Annotated in this window: 15 protein-coding genes and 3 pseudogenes; 8 read left to right on the top strand and 10 right to left on the bottom strand. The window is 67.7% G+C overall.

The window, feature by feature from the left end; genetic code table 11:
- Together AWC27_RS19880 and AWC27_RS19875 are read right to left on the bottom strand one after the other, a co-directional pair.
- Window positions 1-523 (bottom strand): PE family protein (locus AWC27_RS19880; RefSeq protein WP_139837105.1); only part of this gene is annotated, 523 nt, incomplete at its 3' end.
- Between the two features lie 73 nt (window positions 524-596).
- Window positions 597-1,193 (bottom strand): TetR family transcriptional regulator, encoded by a 597-nt coding sequence (locus AWC27_RS19875; protein WP_085672062.1) that lies wholly within the window; start codon window positions 1,191-1,193, stop codon window positions 597-599.
- A gap of 21 nt (window positions 1,194-1,214) precedes the next feature.
- On the opposite strand from AWC27_RS19875, the gene AWC27_RS19870 reads away from it, so the two are divergent.
- Entirely contained in the window at window positions 1,215-1,682 is a 468-nt protein-coding gene (locus AWC27_RS19870) for a hypothetical protein (RefSeq protein WP_245847319.1), read from the top strand.
- Here the strand turns inward: AWC27_RS19870 and AWC27_RS19865 are convergent.
- The 5 genes from AWC27_RS19865 to napA all read right to left on the bottom strand — a co-directional run bounded on the left by AWC27_RS19865 (window position 1,580) and on the right by napA (window position 5,264).
- Complete coding sequence (locus AWC27_RS19865) at window positions 1,580-2,230, bottom strand: LON peptidase substrate-binding domain-containing protein (RefSeq protein WP_085672061.1); 651 nt, start codon at window positions 2,228-2,230, stop codon at window positions 1,580-1,582. The two genes, AWC27_RS19870 and AWC27_RS19865, sit on opposite strands and share 103 nt — an antisense overlap.
- A 335-nt stretch (window positions 2,231-2,565) precedes the next feature.
- Window positions 2,566-3,717 carry a glutamate--cysteine ligase gene (locus AWC27_RS19860; RefSeq protein ID WP_085672060.1) on the bottom strand — a complete coding sequence of 384 codons (1,152 nt, stop codon included), beginning with the start codon at window positions 3,715-3,717 and terminating at the stop codon, window positions 2,566-2,568.
- Window positions 3,698-4,417: a superoxide dismutase[Cu-Zn] gene (gene sodC, locus AWC27_RS19855; protein WP_085672059.1), complete on the bottom strand. Its 720-nt coding sequence runs from the start codon at window positions 4,415-4,417 to the stop codon at window positions 3,698-3,700. Before sodC ends, AWC27_RS19860 begins: the two co-directional genes overlap by 20 nt.
- A gap of 9 nt (window positions 4,418-4,426) precedes the next feature.
- On the bottom strand, window positions 4,427-4,903 hold the full coding sequence (locus AWC27_RS19850) for a LytR C-terminal domain-containing protein (RefSeq protein WP_085672058.1): 477 nt from the start codon (window positions 4,901-4,903) through the stop codon (window positions 4,427-4,429).
- A 52-nt stretch (window positions 4,904-4,955) separates the two neighbouring features.
- Window positions 4,956-5,264, bottom strand: coding sequence for a nucleoid-associated protein NapA (gene napA, locus AWC27_RS19845; RefSeq protein ID WP_083116274.1), 309 nt, complete (start codon window positions 5,262-5,264; stop codon window positions 4,956-4,958).
- Between the two features lie 474 nt (window positions 5,265-5,738).
- Here napA and AWC27_RS19840 point away from each other — a divergent pair, with 474 nt between their 5' ends.
- The 5 genes and pseudogenes from AWC27_RS19840 to AWC27_RS33025 form a co-directional block, all read left to right on the top strand.
- Complete coding sequence (locus AWC27_RS19840) at window positions 5,739-6,332, top strand: peptide deformylase (RefSeq protein ID WP_085672057.1); 594 nt, start codon at window positions 5,739-5,741, stop codon at window positions 6,330-6,332.
- Window positions 6,332-6,535: pseudogene (locus AWC27_RS19835) on the top strand (putative acetyltransferase); the annotation flags it as partial. The gene AWC27_RS19840 and the pseudogene AWC27_RS19835, both read left to right, overlap by 1 nt.
- A 57-nt stretch (window positions 6,536-6,592) precedes the next feature.
- A complete protein-coding gene (locus AWC27_RS19830; protein WP_211281675.1) occupies window positions 6,593-7,408 on the top strand; it encodes an exodeoxyribonuclease III in 816 nt (271 codons plus the stop codon).
- Window positions 7,409-7,474: 66 nt separating this feature from the next.
- Entirely contained in the window at window positions 7,475-7,930 is a 456-nt protein-coding gene (locus AWC27_RS19825; protein WP_085672055.1) for a hypothetical protein, read from the top strand.
- 21 nt (window positions 7,931-7,951) lie between these two features.
- Window positions 7,952-12,274 (top strand): annotated as a pseudogene (locus tag AWC27_RS33025) (HAD-IC family P-type ATPase); the annotation flags it as partial.
- Between the two features lie 22 nt (window positions 12,275-12,296).
- Here the strand turns inward: AWC27_RS33025 and AWC27_RS33285 are convergent.
- A pseudogene (locus AWC27_RS33285) lies at window positions 12,297-12,368 on the bottom strand (hypothetical protein); the annotation flags it as partial.
- Between the two features lie 63 nt (window positions 12,369-12,431).
- Here AWC27_RS33285 and AWC27_RS19815 point away from each other — a divergent pair.
- On the top strand, window positions 12,432-12,707 hold the full coding sequence (locus AWC27_RS19815; protein ID WP_085672053.1) for a hypothetical protein: 276 nt from the start codon (window positions 12,432-12,434) through the stop codon (window positions 12,705-12,707).
- A gap of 10 nt (window positions 12,708-12,717) precedes the next feature.
- On the opposite strand, the gene AWC27_RS19810 is transcribed toward AWC27_RS19815, so the two are convergent.
- Both AWC27_RS19810 and AWC27_RS19805 read right to left on the bottom strand, forming a co-directional pair.
- Window positions 12,718-13,077, bottom strand: a complete 360-nt coding sequence (locus tag AWC27_RS19810) for an STAS domain-containing protein (protein ID WP_085672052.1) — start codon at window positions 13,075-13,077, stop codon at window positions 12,718-12,720.
- 10 nt (window positions 13,078-13,087) lie between these two features.
- Window positions 13,088-13,765 (bottom strand): PAS and ANTAR domain-containing protein, encoded by a 678-nt coding sequence (locus AWC27_RS19805; RefSeq protein WP_085672051.1) that lies wholly within the window; start codon window positions 13,763-13,765, stop codon window positions 13,088-13,090.
- 127 nt (window positions 13,766-13,892) lie between these two features.
- On the opposite strand from AWC27_RS19805, the gene AWC27_RS19800 reads away from it, so the two are divergent.
- Window positions 13,893-15,163 (top strand): PE family protein (locus AWC27_RS19800; RefSeq protein ID WP_139837104.1); only part of this gene is annotated, 1,271 nt, incomplete at its 3' end.

The following is a 15,163-nucleotide window of genomic DNA, read 5'->3' as shown; positions in this document are numbered from 1 at the left end:
CGTCACCGGTACCCCCCATGCCGCCATTGCCCCACAGGCCGGCGGCCCCGCCGCTTCCTCCGGCCGCCCCGGCGGCGGTGCTCGCGCCGCCATTGCCGCCGTTGCCGATCAGCCATCCGCCGGCGCCGCCGGGTTGACCCACCCCGTTCAGGGTTTGTCCGTTGGCGCCGTCGGCGATCAAGGGGCGACCGGTCATCGCCTGGCTCGTACCATTCGCCAGGCCCAACAGCCACTGCTGAACATTGATCGCTTCAGCGCTTGCATATGCTTGCGCGCCGCCGGTCAGCGTCTGGGTGAATCGTTCGTGAAACGCCGCTGCCTGGGCGCTGATCGCCTGGTATGCCTGCGCGTGGGAGCCGAACAGTACCGCTATGGCCGTCGACACCTCGTCGGCCCCGGCGGCCAATAACCCGGTCGTCGAAGCCGCTGCCGAGGCGTTGGCAGTGCTAAGCGTCGAGCCGATACGTGCTAGGTCCGACGCCGCCGCTTCCAGCGAGTCTGGGGCCACAATTGCAAATGGCATGGTTCGCCCTTTCGCCACCGATACGGCTAGTAATCCCACACCGACGTTGAACAGAGATTGAATGCCGCAGCCACTATGTGCTTGCGGCGAAACTCTCCAGCAGCACCCGGGCTGCCGCCGCAACATCGGATTCAAGCCAGTCGGGCAACGGATCGTCGTAGGCATGCCGGCGCACCACGGCATACGGCAGGTCGGCAACGGCTCGGTTGACCGCATCGACCGAACGTGGATCGCCGCTGCCGTACAGCTGAGCGGCCAATTCGCGCACCCGCTCGATGAGCGGGGCGTTCATTGCAGCGAGCGTGTCGCCGAACGTCGCGTCGGGCTGGCCGTCGAGGAGATCGCCGGGGCGGATGGTCAACAGCAGCCGCGCATCATCGGGCAGCTCCCGCGCGAAGCCGATGGCCGCCACGGCCATGGCCGTCGCGGTTGCCAAAGCGCTATCGCCTTCGGCGGCCAGTGCGCGCGATTGGAACCGCTGCAGCGCCCGCAGCCAGGCGGCGATGACCACGCCATCGCGATTGCCGAAGCGGTGATACAGCGTGCCGGCGGGCGCGCCGCTGGCCGAGGCAATGGCCGCGACGCTGGCCGCGCGCGGTCCATGCGCGAGGACCAGGGCGCGCGTTGCGTCCAGGATCACATCAGTCTCATGCTTCCGCGGAGGTGCCACGATCTAGTATGGTCCTTCTATATGGAACGGTTACCCTATATCGATGGACATGCTATCTGGCTGCACGCATCGGCGTCGGACGTCTGGTCGGCACTGCTGAGCAAAATGTGCCGCGACCCCGACGACCCGACCACGGTTCCGCTGGGTTTCCGGCTCGAACAGGCAGACGCGCCGCATCGGCTGACGCTGAAAGGCCGGCATCCGTTCGCCGTCTACCGCTTGGTATTCGAAGTCGATCGCGACGGCGACGGCGCCCGGTTGCGGGCGCTGACGTTTGCCGCCTTTCCGGGACTACACGGAAAGGTGTACCGAGCGCTGGTCATCGGCAGCGGCGGACACCGGATCGTAGTGCGCCGGATGCTGCGGCGCATCGCCGGCGCCACGCGTCAATCCGATAGCTCGAACTCCACCACCGCGGCCACCGACTCGACCGCTTCGCGCAGCGCGGCAAGCCGATCGGCAGCCGAGGGCGCCGCGAGCACCGCATAGCGGTCGGCCACGCCGATCGGTACCCGAGAAGCCAACGCATACAAGCGGTTTCCGGCGCCACCCGGATGGGCGTCGGGGTTGCCCAGCAGTACGTCGCGACCGGGCAGCACGGCGCCGCGGGCCGCTGCGACGCGTCCGAAGAGCGCCATCACCTGGTCTTCGATATCGCGGAGTTGGCTATCGGTGACCGGGTCGCCGGGCTCATCCGGCCACGTCTGGACGGTCGCCCTAGGATAGGGGTCGTCGGACAGCCACTGCCGCACCCGAATTCGCTCGCCGGTTCGGCAGCGCAGTTGATAGTGACCAGCCCCCTCGTCGACGTATTCGTTGATGCGGGCCAGGGTGCCCACATCACACCGGGAGTCGCCGCCGCCGACCTCACGACCGCGCGAGATCAGGACCACGCCGAAGGGCTCCCCGCTCTCGATGCAATGGTGCACCAGCGCGCTATAGCGGGGCTCGAAGATGCGCAGCGGCAACTCCTGGTTGGGCAAGAGCGCGGTTTCGAGCGGAAACATTGCCCAGTCGACGGGTTCGACAGCCGCCATGGGTCCACAGTAACGCCGCATCGGTCGGGGCCTTCCTTGCTTGCCGAAGTCAGCCGGGCTCGCCGGTGCATCTGGGCGCACCGGTATCGCCGGCGATGCCGGTGCCACCGTTGCGGGATACGGGTGCACTCACCTCACCCCGTCGCTGTTGGCACCACCGCTGCCACCACGGTCGGAACTGCCGATGTGGGCGAAGACTCCGTCGGCTCCCCTGCGCCGGCGATATAAACGAACGACACCGCGCACCCCTTGGAAAACTATACATGAAGACTGCAAACCATACATTTGACTTGGTTGCCGGGCAAACCGGTGCCATGCTGGTGCCGGACGGGCGACTAAATGACCAGCTCGGCGACCAGCGCGTCGACGACCGCGCGCAGGTCCCCCTCGTGTTCCTCGGCGACCCGGCGCTGCCGCTGGTAGGAGGCGCCGTCGCGGTAGATATCGGAAACCGCGGCCAGCTCGTCAGCGCAATTCAGTGATTTCCCGACCGGCTGCAGCCGGGTGAGCACCTCATCGAGATCCTCGGTGACCAGCCGCTCGTTGCTGTCGGCGTCCAGGATGATCACCGCGTCCAAGCCGTAGCGGGCGGCGCGCCATTTGTTTTCCTGGACATGCCAGGGCGGCATCGTCGGCAGCTTCTCGCCGGCATCCAGGCGCCGGTCCAGGTCGACGACCAGGCAATGCGTCAACGCCACCAGCGCCCCGAGCTCACGCAGATTGGACACGCCGTCGCAGATCCGTATTTCAAGCGTGCCGAGATGCGGCGATGGCCTTATGTCCCAACGGACTTCGTCGACGTGGTCGATGATCCCCGTCTTCTTCTGGTCGTAGACGAATCCCTCGAACTCCGACCAGGTCTGGAACTGAAACGGCAAACCGGCGGTGGGCAGCTGCTGAAACATCATCGCCCGGTTACTCGCGTATCCGGTGTCCTCGCCGGCCCACCACGGCGACGACGCCGACAGCGCCAGCAGATGCGGGTAGTAGTTGAGCAGTGCCGACATGATCGGCATCACCTTGTTCGCCGACGAAATACCCACATGCACATGCACACCCCAGATCAGCATCTGCCGGCCCCACCACTGGGTGCGCTTGATCAGTTCGGCATAGCGCGGCGCGTCGGTCAGCTTCTGGGTCGACCACTTCGCGAACGGATGGGTGCCGGCGCAGAACAACTCCATGCCGCGGGCGCGGACAATCTGGCGAGCCGGACCCAGGGTTTCACGCAGATCCTCCATCGCCTGCGCGGAACACTCGCAGATGCCGCTGACGATCTCGACGGTGTTGCGCAGCAATTCCTTATGCACGCGCGGGTTTTCGCCGATTTCGGCGATCACCGCCGTGGCTTCGTTGCTCAAGTCGCGGGTGTGCCTATCGACTAGAGCGAACTCCCACTCCACGCCCACGGTCGGACGCGGCGAGCGGGTGAAATCAATCCGGGCACCCGCCCGGCTGATCGGCGGATTAGCCGGACCCGATGACACCGCACGCCACCCGCTTGCCGGCGTCACCGGTGGTCATCGTCGTCTCGTCGGGACCCGGCGTCCCGTTGGTCTGGTTATAGCGATCCGAGGGGATATTGGCGAAGTTGTCTGAGCCGGCATGAATGATGATCGCGGTCTTGCTGCCGGCCAGCAGGTCGTCCTTGGTGAAGGCGTCGGTCGTGGTGATCAGCGTTCCCGAACCGTCGCTGCGCACCTGCAGCGAGCTCAGGTCACCACTGGAGTGTTGTGCGCTGCGGCCGCCCGGAACCTGGAAGTGCCCCCCGGCCGACAGGAAGTCCCCGGGCGCGCCGCCAGTCGGGGCCACCGAGTTCGGTTCGCATTTGCCCACCTTGTGGATGTGCACGCCGTGGAAGCCGGGCGACAGCACCCCCACGCTCGCCGTGGTGAGCGTGACGGTGGCGTAGCCGTTGCTGAACTCGATCTTCGCCGTCGCGACCTCAGTGCCGTCGGGGCCCTTCAAGACGGTGGACAGGCTCTCCGAGGTGGGCAGTGACTCCCCACCGTGACCCGACATCGCCGACGGCGCAGGCGATCCCGTCCACACCGATGGCGTGGTACCCGGGGTCGACGACCCGTGTTGGGGCGATGAGCACGAGGTCAGCAGCGCGACACAGGCGGTCGCGGCGAAAACGGAGACTGCAGCGGCGGCGACAGGACGGTAACCGGCGGGCTTAGGCATAGCGAGAGCCTAGCCCGTCACCAGGACGATGACGCCGGGCGGTTGGTCGGCGAGTGCGGCGATTCTGCGCTCGACCGGTGCGCCCAGCTTCTGGCCAACCGCATCCGCAGTGGCCTTCTCGCCCTCGGCGTCGGTGTAATACACCGTCGTCACCGGAACGTCGGATACTGAAAGATTGGTGACCTCGGTCACCTTGAAACCGGCCGCCTTGAGCTGATCGGCCGCCCGTGCGGCAACGCCCTCTTTGCCCGAGATGTTGTACACACGCACCTCGGCCTGGTTCGCCGCGGGCTTACCACTCGTCGACGTCGCCGTTGTGGTGCTGCTGGCAACCGAGGACACCGGCGACGACGAATCGTCGTCAGAGTTCCCCGACGAACCCACGGCCTGCCAGCCGAGCAGCAGAAAGATGACGCCGAGGAACAACAGCACCATCACCATGGCCCGCAGGGGAAGCCCCGAAGAGTCGGGTACGCGCTCGTTCATCGAGCCCACTGTAGCCAGGAGAGTGCCAGAACCCGCAAAAGCACGCCCGGCGTCAGGTCACCTCGAAGCCGAGGCGGCGCGCCGCCCGCGCCTTCTGCCGGCTGGCGCGTAACCGTCGCAATCGCTTCACCAGCATCGGGTCGGCGGCCAGCGCCTCGGGCCGGTCGACCAGCGCGTTGAGCACTTGGTAGTAGCGCGTTGCCGACATCGAGAACAGCTCTTTGATGGCGTCCTCCTTGACGCCGGCGAACTTCCACCACTGACGCTCGAATGCCAGGATGTCGTGTTCGCGACGGGTCAGCCCATCGGCAACTTCAGCATCGTCCCCCGCTCGATTTGCCCGCGCCATGGCGCTGTCCATATTGCTTCCCCTGGACCCTTCCGGCGAATTCCCAAACTTCGAATGACTTGACGTGCATCGGCTTACATCGGGCATGTTTTGCGCGAATATTGAACCACGCCGCGAACCCTCAAGCAGTAATGCAGACCCGCGAGTCGGCCGAGTTGGGTGGAATGTGGCGCCGACCGGGTGCGGTGGCCCTGCGCCGGCAAGTCGCACTGGTCGCAACTGTCACTTGCGTCTCTGGGCGGAGTAGTGACCTTTTTGCCCGCCTCAGAGCGACAGGACGGGGTGTCGCTATGAGGCGGGCAAAACACTCACTCCTCCTGGGAGGGGCGGCTGCGACAGATGTGACGAGAGCCGAGCGGGAGCTGCCCCCACCCGCCTCCTTCTCGGGCCGTTCCGGCCCGCATCGTCGGCAGGCTCAGCCCGATTGCCCACCTCCTTCTCGGGCCGTTCCGGCCCGCATCGTCGGCAGGCTTAAGCTAGCCGACCATGGCAGTCGTACCCATTCGCATCGTCGGGGATCCGGTCTTGCACACGCCGACGACTCCCATAGCGGTCGGCGCCGACGGATCCCTACCGGCCGACCTGCCCGAACTGATCAAGACCATGTACGAAACCATGGACGCCGCCCACGGCGTGGGGCTCGCCGCCAACCAAATCGGGTACGGGTTGCGGGTCTTCGTCTACGACTGTTCAGAAGACCGCGGCCTGACCCACCGGCGCCGCGGCGTCGTCGTCAACCCCGTACTGGAGACCTCGGAAATTCCGGAGACCATGCCCGATCCCGGCGACGACGACGAGGGCTGCCTGTCGGTACCCGGCGAGTCGTTTCCCACCGGCCGGGCCGACTGGGCGCGAGTCACCGGACTCGACGCCGACGGCAATCCGGTATCCATCGAAGGCACCGGCCTGTTCGCCCGAATGCTGCAGCACGAAACCGGGCACCTGGACGGCTTCCTGTATCTCGACCGCCTCATCGGCCGGCACGCCCGCGCCGCGAAACGCTCCGTCAAGTCCCACGGCTGGGGCGTTCCCGGATTGTCCTGGCTGCCCGGCGACGGGCCGGACCCGTTCGGTCACTAATGGTCTCGTGGCCGAGCCTGGGAACGCGAGTGACGGTTCGCTACCGGCTGCCCGCCGGGTCGGTCCCGCCACTGACCGATGCGGTCGGGCACCTGCTGGCTGTCGACCCGGTGGTTGCGGTGCGGACGAAAAGAGGCAACGTCGTCGAGTGCGATCCCACTGACGTGGTGGCACTGCGGGTGCTCGCCGACCCGCCCGTGCGCAAACCACGCTGTGGCGGTTGATCTTTCGAGTTAGGAGATACCTTGCCCGACGGGACTCTGCGACTGGCCACCTGGAATGTCAATTCCATTCGCACCCGCCTGGACCGCGTCGTCGACTGGCTTGGCCGCGCCGAAATCGATGTACTGGCCATGCAGGAGACCAAATGCTCGGACAGCCAATTCCCCACCCTGCCGCTGTTCGAGCTCGGCTACGAGGTCGCACACGTCGGCTTCAATCAGTGGAACGGCGTGGCCATCGCATCCCGGGTCGGTCTCACCGATGTGCAGGTCGGCTTCGACGGTCAACCCACCTGGAGCAGCAAGCCGGAGGTGGCCGCCACCGCAGAGGCTCGCGCCCTGGGCGCCACGTGCGGCGGCGTACGGGTATGGAGCCTGTATGTGCCCAACGGCCGCGCCCTGGCCGACCCGCATTACCAATACAAATTGGATTGGCTTGCTGCTCTGCGTGATACGGCCGCAGGCTGGCTGCGCGACGATCCCTCGGCTCCGATTGCCCTGGTCGGCGACTGGAACATCGCCCCGACCGACGACGACGTGTGGAGCACCGAGTTCTACCAAGGCTGCACTCACGTCTCCGGCCCGGAGCGCGACGCGTTCAACGCGATTGTCGATGCCCAATTCACCGATGTGGTACGGCCTTTCACGCCTGGCCCCGGGGTTTACACCTACTGGGATTACACGCAGTTGCGGTTCCCGAAGAAGCAGGGCATGCGCATCGACTTCATCCTCGCCTCGCCGGCGTTGGCCGACCGCGTGGTCGACGCACAGATCGTCCGCGAGGAGCGCAAAGGCAAGGCACCCAGCGACCACGCGCCGGTGGTTATCGATTGCTCGTTGTACGCGCGTTTATAACGTGGCAGGCTTGAGCTTTGAAACCACGGGTATATCAGCGCGCAAGCGCAAGGCCAGGGAGTAATTATGGGTGTCGTCGGCGGAGCGGTCCGCAGTGTGGGTCGAACAGTGAATCGTGCGGCGACTGCGACCACAGCGGCCGCGGGGGCGGTAGGTGGCGCGGCGGTCAACGGAGTCGTCGGCGGTGTCAGCGGAGCCGCTGAAGGGATCCAGCGCGGAATCAGCAAGGGCAGCAAGTCCACGCCCGCCGCTGCGCTGGCCATCGGCGCGCTCGGCGTCGCCGGCATAGTCGAGTGGCCGATCCTGCTGGCCGTCGGTGGTGGTGCGTTGTTGCTGCGGAAGATCAACAACGACAGGCAAGAGGTATCCGCCCCGCCTTCGAAAGCAAAGCTGACCCCGGTGCCCACCAAGCCGGCGCCAGAGCCGGAGAAGGCCGCGCCGCAGAAGGCGCCCAGCAAAACGACTGCCAAGAAGACGGCCGGCCGCCGAGCAGGCACCGCGGATCTGCGCAGCACCAACTAGTCACGCAGCGCTGGCCGCCCATTGAGCATTGCCACATCCTTAACACGGTCAATATCGGCCCTCGCGGGAATCGCAGCCATCCCAGTCCGCGAAGGAGCCAGGGCGCTTACCGCCGACGTCTCTCCCGAGACGCTCACCCGGCACTGCTGGCGCGGCAAAAACCGGGCGTGGATCGAGGTCCGCGGCCTCAGCGCCGCCGGCGGCGCTGAACTCGGCCGGGTTGTGCTCGACGCGATCCGAAGCCACCCGGGGGTCACGTCGGCCAGCCTCAACCACCCCCTGTCGCGTGTCGTCGTCCACCTCGACGAGCGGGACACCTCGCTGCGCGACCTGTGCCGCACCGTACGAGTAGCCGAAAAGCATTGCCGCACAACACAAAAGCCGGCCGCAACCAGCCTGCCGGGTGACAGCGTGGTGCTGGCTACCCGGGCGGTGACGGTGGCCGCTAACGCCGCCGGACTGGGCATCGCGGTGACCGGCCGGGCACTGCGCTGGCCTCGCTTGCCGGTCAGCGTGCTGGCCGCCGTGGTGGCAGTGGACTACCAGCCGCGGGTGCGACGGCTGCTCGAAGATCGCATCGGTGCTCCGGCAGCCGACACGGTGATGACGCTGGCCGTGGCTGCCGCCGAAACCGTCACCCAAGCGCCGGCGTCGCTGTCAGTGGGTTTGGTGATGCAATCGCTGAGAGCCGCCGAATGCCGCGCCGCGGCGCGAGCCTGGCGCCGCCACGAGCCGGAGCTGGCCCGCTACGCAGACCAACCGGCCGCGCAGCGGTCGCGGCCGGTGACCCCGCCGCGATCCGCCGAACCCAACGCCGGTCGCTTCGCCCTCATCCAGGCGATCAGCACCGGACTGGTCGGGGCCGGTACCGGCGATCCCGACACGGCAGCCACCGCCGCGTTAGTTGCCACTCCCAAGGCCAGCCGGACTGCGCCGGAGGCCTTCGCCGCAGCGCTGGGACACGGGTTGGCCCAGCACCACGGGGCACTGCCGTTGCGCCCGGAGAGCCTGCGCCGGCTGGATCGGATCGACGCGATCGTGATCGACCCGCGCGTGCTGTGCACCGACCACTTGCGCGTCGCACGTATCCGCGGCGCCCACCCCGACGAGCTGACGGCGGCGTGGAACCGGGCCCAGCTCGTCCTGGAAAAGGACACGCTGCGCGCGGGCTGGCACCGCGTGCCCGGAATATCGGCCGACGCCCCGAATTTCGAAGTCGAGGCACTCTTCCTGCCCGCACACGATCCATTGGCCTCGGCCGTGGTCGCCGAGGCACACCGCACCGGAATGGATCTGGTCACCGTCGATGTCGACTCCCTGGGTGAGCTGCGGCCGGCCTTCGACGAGATCCGGCCAAGACACGGTGGCTCCATCGATGACGCACTGGCCGGCGCGGTCACCGACCTGCAACAGGCGGGCCACACCGTCGCGATATTGTCTTCGGTTGGCACAGAAGCGATTTCGGCTGCAGACGTGGCGCTGGGCGTCCTGCCGAACACCGGTGCCCCACCCTATTGCGCCGACCTTTTACTGCCCGACCTCGCGGCGGCCTGGCGAGTCATGCATGCGATTCCCCCCGCCCGGGACGCACGCCGGCGCGGTGTCGAAATATCAGGTGGGGCATCGGCTTTGGGTGCACTGCTGATGCTGCCCGGCGTCCGCGGCCTGGGTCCCGGACCCGTCACCACCGGTGCGGCGGCCGGCCTGCTGTCGGGATACTCGCTGGCGAGCCGGGTTTTCCGAACCCAAACCCCGCGTCCGGCAGCCTTTCACGAATGGCACGCGATGTCCGTCGAGCAGGTGCGCAAGCTCTTGCCGGCGCCGGAAACCGATGCCTCGCCCGAACCGCAGAAGTCGCCCGTCCGCGCCCTGGCCGGCGGGCTGCACAGCGCGGCACAACTGACCACGTGGCCGGCCAAAGGGGTTACACAATTCTTCGGCGCCGTACGCGCGGAATTGTCCGACCCGTTGACCCCCCTGCTGGCCCTGGGTGCGACGGCCAGCGCCGTGCTGGGCTCACCCGTCGACGCGGTCATGGTCGGGTCGGTGCTGACCGGAAACTCGATCCTGGCGGCCACCCAACGGCTGCGGGCCGAAAGCCGGCTCAATCGTTTACTGGCGCAACAGGTGCCACCGGCACGGAAGGTGGTCACCGGTCCCGACGGCCAGCAGACGTATGTCGAAGTCATTGCCGCAGAGCTGCGCCCGGGCGATGTCATCGAGGTGCGTACCCACGAAGTGGTGCCTGCCGACGCGCGGGTCATCGAGGAGGTCGACGTCGAGGTCGACGAATCCGCGCTTACCGGCGAATCGCTTTCGGTGACCAAACAAGTCGAACCCACACCCGGGGCGGACCTGGCCGAGCGGCACTGCATGCTCTACGCGGGCACCACACTGGTCGCCGGGACCGCCGTTGCGGTGGTGACCGCCGTCGGCGCCGACACTCAGGAACGGCGAGCGGCTGACCTGGTGGCCGGGGCGCCGTCCACGGTCGGTCTGCACCACCAATTGAGTCAGCTCACCAACCGGGCCTGGCCGGTCAGCATGACCGGCGGCGCACTTGTCACCGGCCTCGGCGTGCTGCGCCGCCAAGGGCTACGCCAAGCCGTCGCCAGTGGCATCGCGGTCACGGTGGCCGCGGTTCCCGAGGGCATGCCGCTGGTGGCGACGCTGGCCCAACAGGCCTCGGCGCGGCGGCTAACCCAGTTCGGCGCCCTGGTCCGCATCCCACGTTCGGTAGAGGCGCTGGGCCGGGTCGACATGGTCTGCTTCGACAAGACGGGAACGCTGAGCGAGAACCGCCTTCGGGTGGCGCAGGTGCGGCCGGCGCCGGGCCACTCGCACGACGAGGTGTTGCGCTGCGCCGTGCACGCGGCCCCGCCATCCAACGGCGGCCCACAGATCCACGCCACCGATGTCGCCATCGTCAAAGCGGCCAGCACCAACGGCTCGGACCCGCATGCCCAAGACCCCGACGCGCACCTTCCGTTCCGCTCCGGCAGGTCGTTCTCCGCGTCGGTTTCCGGCACGCAACTCACCGTCAAGGGCGCCCCCGAAATCGTGCTGGCGGCCTGCACCGATGTCGATTCGGAGATCGATCGCACGGTCACCGAACTGGCTGCCGGTGGTCTGCGGGTGATCGCCGTGGCGCGCCGGCGGCTGAATACCCAACAGGCTGAAGCGGTTTCGCGCGAACCCGACGACCCCAACGTACTCGCCGGCCTTTGTCGCGACGGCCTGACGCTGGTCGGATTCCTCGGTCTGTCCGACACACCGCGCCCGCAAGCCGCCGGCCTGCTCGCCGATCTGCGCAGACATGACCTGGACGTGCGGCTGATCACCGGCGATCATCCGATCACCGCCGCGGCCATCGCCGAGGAACTCGGCATACCGGTAACCCCGGAGCAGATCATCAGCGGCGCGGACTGGGATGCGTTGTCGCGCAAGGATCAAGAACGGGCCGTCCGGGAGCGGATCATCTTCGCCCGGATGACGCCGGAGAACAAGGTGCAGATCGTGCAGACGCTGGAGACCAGCGGACGGGTGTGCGCGATGGTCGGCGACGGGTCCAACGACGCCGCCGCGATCCGGGCCGCCACCGTCGGCATCGGAGTCGTGGGCCACGGGAGCGATCCCGCCCAGGTCGCCGCGGACATGGTCCTGCTCGACGGCCGGATCGAATCACTGCTGCCCTCGATCCTGGAAGGACGCCAGCTGTGGCAGCGGGTGCAGGCTGCGGTGTCGGTACTGTTGGGCGGCAACGCCGGCGAGGTGGCCTTCGCCATCATCGGCAGTGCCATCACCGGGGTCTCGCCGCTGAACACTCGTCAACTGCTGCTGGTGAACATGCTGACCGACGCACTGCCCGCCGCGGCACTGGCCGTCAGCAAGCCCAGCGATCCCAATACACCCGGCGCCCGAGGCCCCGATCAGCGGGCGCTGTGGCGGGCGGTGGGCATCCGCGGTGCGACGACGGCGGCCGCGGCGACCGCCGCGTGGACAATGGCCGGGTTCACCGGGCTGCCGCGCCGTGCCTCCACTGTCGCACTGGTCGCCCTGGTCGCCGCGCAGTTGGGTCAAACCCTGCTGGACTCGCATGACCGGCTGGTGCTGCTCACCGCCGCGGGATCGCTGGCCGCGATGGGAACGCTGATCAGCATTCCGATCGTCAGCCAGTTGCTCGGCTGTACCCCGATAGGTCCGGTCGGCTGGGGGCAGGCGCTGGGTTCCGCCGCTGCCGCGACGGTCGCGATGGCCGTTCTGAATCGCGTTCTGGAAAAACGCGACGCCCCGGCGCACGATGAGGTGCAGGATCAGCACTCACAATCTCAACCAGTCCCACCCGCCACAGCACCGCGTAAATCTCCCGCAACGGCACACTCAGCACAGCGGCAAACGACGAAACTAGCGGGTCGGGCTGGACGTCGGTCCTCGACATATTCCCGACAGTGACCGCACGATCAGGCTCGACGGCAAACCCTTAGTTACCGAAAGGCAAACCATGGTCGAAAAGAAAACGCGACGGGCCACCTCCCAGCGCGATGCGGTGGCGAAAGTCCGCGCGGGCGACAAGTTCGCGGTCAACCTTCCGGTGGTGGGGCCCGTGCACATTCCGCCGCCGGACCACTTGGCCTACTATGGCGGTCTGGCCGCGCTGGCCGTGCTCGAACTCATCGACTGGCCCGTCGCCCTGGTCATCGCCACCGGGCACATCATGGCCAACAACCACCACAATCGGCTGCTCGAGGAGTTCGGCGAGGCGCTCGAAGACGCCTGACCCGCCCAATTCAGCCAGCGTCGGCGCGCAACGCGTCGGTGACGGTCGGGTAGACATCGAGAATGCGATCCAGCTCCGTCACCTCGAGTGGTTGCATCACCTCCGCGTGATCGGCGACCAGTCGCACCGACGTCCCCGTCGCCCGGCCGCGCTCGTGGCAGTCGAGCAGCGCATTCAGCCCGGCGCTGCCGAAGAATGTCACCGGCTGCAGGTCGACGATGAGCAGCCGGGCCGGGTGAGTCGCAGCCTGTTGCAGCGCGGCCGTCAATTGCTCGGCGAGCACGTCGACGGTGCTCGAGTCGACGTCCCCCTCGGCGCGCACGACAACCGCTTCGGCACCCGATTCCTGGCGAACGGCCAACAGTTCCATCGCCAGCAGGCTACCCAGTGGACTCGGGCGGAATGCGTTCGTGCACGGTCAGCAACAAGTGGTCGAACTGGCTCTGCACGACCGGCGACGGCGAGGGCAGCGTGGAGATCTCCTCGAGCAGTTGTGTTGCCAGCGCACGCACCTTGACGTTCGTCTCTTGCGAACGCCACTGCAGGACCCGAAACGCCTGCTCGGCGCTGACCCGGTACACGAACATCAGCACACCCTTGGCCTGATCGATCGCGGCGCGGTTCTCGAACAGGTCCGGCAGCGCCTCGTCGAGCATTTCCTGGCGGGCCTCGTCAAAGGTCTCGGTGAGATCGATGTAATGGCCGGCGGTGCCCAGCACGGCACCCGTCTCGTCCAGCATGCGGTCGGCTACCACGATCGCATCGTGCACCTTGCCCTCGGTGTCGACGAATCGGTGACGACTCGAAAACGGCTCCCCCGATTTCAAGGCGTAGTCCAACAGGTCCTGGACATGGGCACGGTCGTCGGGGTGTTTGTGGGACAACAGCAGTTTCGTCGTCGGCACTACCGATCCGGGCTCATAACCGTGCATCCGCGCCACCTCGTCAGACCATTCCCAGCGCTGGCCGACGAACCAGAACCGGAAACTGCCGACATTCAGGTAGCTGTCGGCCCACGCAGCGCCCTTTGGAGCGGGTTGGTGCACATTTCGAATCATCCCACCAGGCCCGCGCACCCTGCCAGCTCAAGATGCCTGACGCGTTGCTGTGAAATCCCGCAAATCCGCTGGCCAACCGCATTAGCATCGGAGCCGCGGGGGCCAGGAATTTGGTTGGAGGAAATGGATGTCGTTCTTGACGACGGCCCCGGCGACGATGGCGGCAGCCGCAACGGATCTGGCCAACATCGGCTCGACGATCAGCGCGGCGAATTCCGCCATGGCAGCCCCGACCACGGCGGTGGTGGCCGCCGGTGCGGACGAGATTTCGGCGGTCGTGGCAGCGCTGTTCGGCAGCCACGCGCAGTCCTACCAGGCGCTCAGCGCACAAGCCGCGTTATTTCATGAGCAGTTTGTGCATGCCCTGCAAGCTGGTGCCGGATCGTATGCCAGCGCCGAGGCCAACAATGTGGCACAGACGCTGCTCGATGCGATCAACGCGCCCACCCAGACGCTGTTCGGCCGCCCCCTCATCGGCGACGGCGCCAACGCGACGACTCCGGGCGGCAACGGCGGGGCCGGTGGCCTGCTGTACGGCAACGGCGGTAACGGCGCGCCGGGCGACCCGGGCAAGGCCGGTGGAAGTGGCGGGGCCGCCGGACTGATCGGCAACGGTGGTGCTGGAGCGGCTGGCGGGGCCGGCGCACCCGGTGGAAACGGCGGCGCCGGCGGGTGGTTGTTCGGCAATGGCGGGACCGGCGGAACCGGTGGACCAGGGGTGCTCAACGGCGGACCTGCCGGCTTCGGCGGAACCGGCGGAGCAGGAGGCACGGGCGGGGCCGCCGGGCTCTGGGGCGCGGGCGGGACCGGCGGAGGCGGCGGGATAGGCGGGGTCGAAGACGGCTCCAACGGTGAAGGCGGGCGCGGTGGCGGAGGCGGAATCGGTGGGGCCGGCGGGCTGCTGTACGGAAACGGCGGGCTCGGTGGCGCGGGCGGCGCCGGCGGCCCGGCCACCGCCACCTTCGGGCTCGGCGGCCAGGGCGGCAACGGCGGGAACGGGGGTGCCGCGCAGCTATTCGGAACCGGCGGGGCCGGCGGAGCCGGCGGTACGGCCGGTTCCGGCGAAATTGGCGGGATCGGCGGGAACGGCGGTCTCGGGAGTCACGGCGGGTTGCTGTATGGCGACGGAGGTGCGGGCGGGGCAGCCGGCAATGGCGGCGTCGGCAAGCTCGCCGGCCTCGGCGGCGTCGGCGGCGACGGCGGCAGCGCCACATTGTTCGGCTCCGGCGGGGCCGGGGGGGCCGGCGGCTCGGCCGACACTTCCGGCCCCAGCGGCGGTTACGGCGGGCACGGCGGTAACGGCGGTCGCGGCGGGCTGTTCTACGGCAACGGCGGAGCGGGGGCGAACGGCGGAAACGGAGATGTTGCCGCCGATGACAACGGCGGCAACATCTCCGT

Source organism: Mycobacterium szulgai (assembly GCF_002116635.1).
Lineage (GTDB): Bacteria > Actinomycetota > Actinomycetes > Mycobacteriales > Mycobacteriaceae > Mycobacterium > Mycobacterium szulgai.
Note: the sequence above shows the minus strand (reverse complement) of the source record. Positions and strands in the feature narration are given on the sequence as shown.

Bases quoted from the DNA above. Each gene is read 5' to 3' on its own strand.
- sodC (WP_085672059.1), bottom strand. From the start codon at position 4,417: ATGCCTAAGCCCGCCGGTTACCGTCCTGTCGCCGCCGCTGCAGTCTCC.
- AWC27_RS19810 (WP_085672052.1), bottom strand. From the start codon at position 13,077: ATGGAACTGTTGGCCGTTCGCCAGGAATCGGGTGCCGAAGCGGTTGTC.
- AWC27_RS19840 (WP_085672057.1), top strand. From the start codon at position 5,739: ATGGCAGTCGTACCCATTCGCATCGTCGGGGATCCGGTCTTGCACACG.
- napA (WP_083116274.1), bottom strand. From the start codon at position 5,264: ATGGACAGCGCCATGGCGCGGGCAAATCGAGCGGGGGACGATGCTGAA.
- AWC27_RS19805 (WP_085672051.1), bottom strand. From the start codon at position 13,765: ATGATTCGAAATGTGCACCAACCCGCTCCAAAGGGCGCTGCGTGGGCC.
- AWC27_RS19850 (WP_085672058.1), bottom strand. From the start codon at position 4,903: ATGAACGAGCGCGTACCCGACTCTTCGGGGCTTCCCCTGCGGGCCATG.
- AWC27_RS19815 (WP_085672053.1), top strand. From the start codon at position 12,432: ATGGTCGAAAAGAAAACGCGACGGGCCACCTCCCAGCGCGATGCGGTG.
- AWC27_RS19870 (WP_245847319.1), top strand. From the start codon at position 1,215: ATGGAACGGTTACCCTATATCGATGGACATGCTATCTGGCTGCACGCA.
- AWC27_RS19865 (WP_085672061.1), bottom strand. From the start codon at position 2,230: ATGGCGGCTGTCGAACCCGTCGACTGGGCAATGTTTCCGCTCGAAACC.
- AWC27_RS19825 (WP_085672055.1), top strand. From the start codon at position 7,475: ATGGGTGTCGTCGGCGGAGCGGTCCGCAGTGTGGGTCGAACAGTGAAT.